Origin of the sequence: Streptomyces sp. NRRL F-5123, assembly GCF_000721495.1 — a bacterium.
Lineage (GTDB): Bacteria > Actinomycetota > Actinomycetes > Streptomycetales > Streptomycetaceae > Actinacidiphila.
This window is the reverse complement of sequence record NZ_JOHY01000219.1, coordinates 1-272: the sequence shown is the minus strand read 5'-3', so window position 1 is coordinate 272 and position 272 is coordinate 1. Positions and strand designations below refer to the sequence as shown.

The following is a 272-nucleotide window of genomic DNA, read 5'->3' as shown; positions in this document are numbered from 1 at the left end:
CACCGCGGGTGAGGCGAAGGCGCGGGCGGCGTTCGAGGCCGATCAGAAGGCCCGGATGAGCGCGTACAAGCACAAGCGGTACGGCGGCTGGCTGGGCGGGGCGAAGTGGGCCAAGGACAAGCTGCTGGGCATGCCGAAGGAGGCCAACGACCTCTTCCAGCTCTCCCGGCAGCTCTACGTCACCCAGATGCAGGGCGTGATCTCGTCGGTCGCCGACACGATCGGCACCGACCTGGGCGCGGCGAAGTCCCGTATCGCCAAGGGCCGCTCGG

General features: G+C 69.5%; 1 protein-coding gene. It reads left to right on the top strand.

Going from position 1 to position 272, the window contains the following annotated elements; genetic code table 11:
* Positions 1-55: 55 nt before the first annotated feature.
* Positions 56-272, top strand: a 217-nt coding sequence (locus IH54_RS41185; protein WP_234344295.1) for a hypothetical protein, incomplete at its 3' end; no start/stop codon positions are given.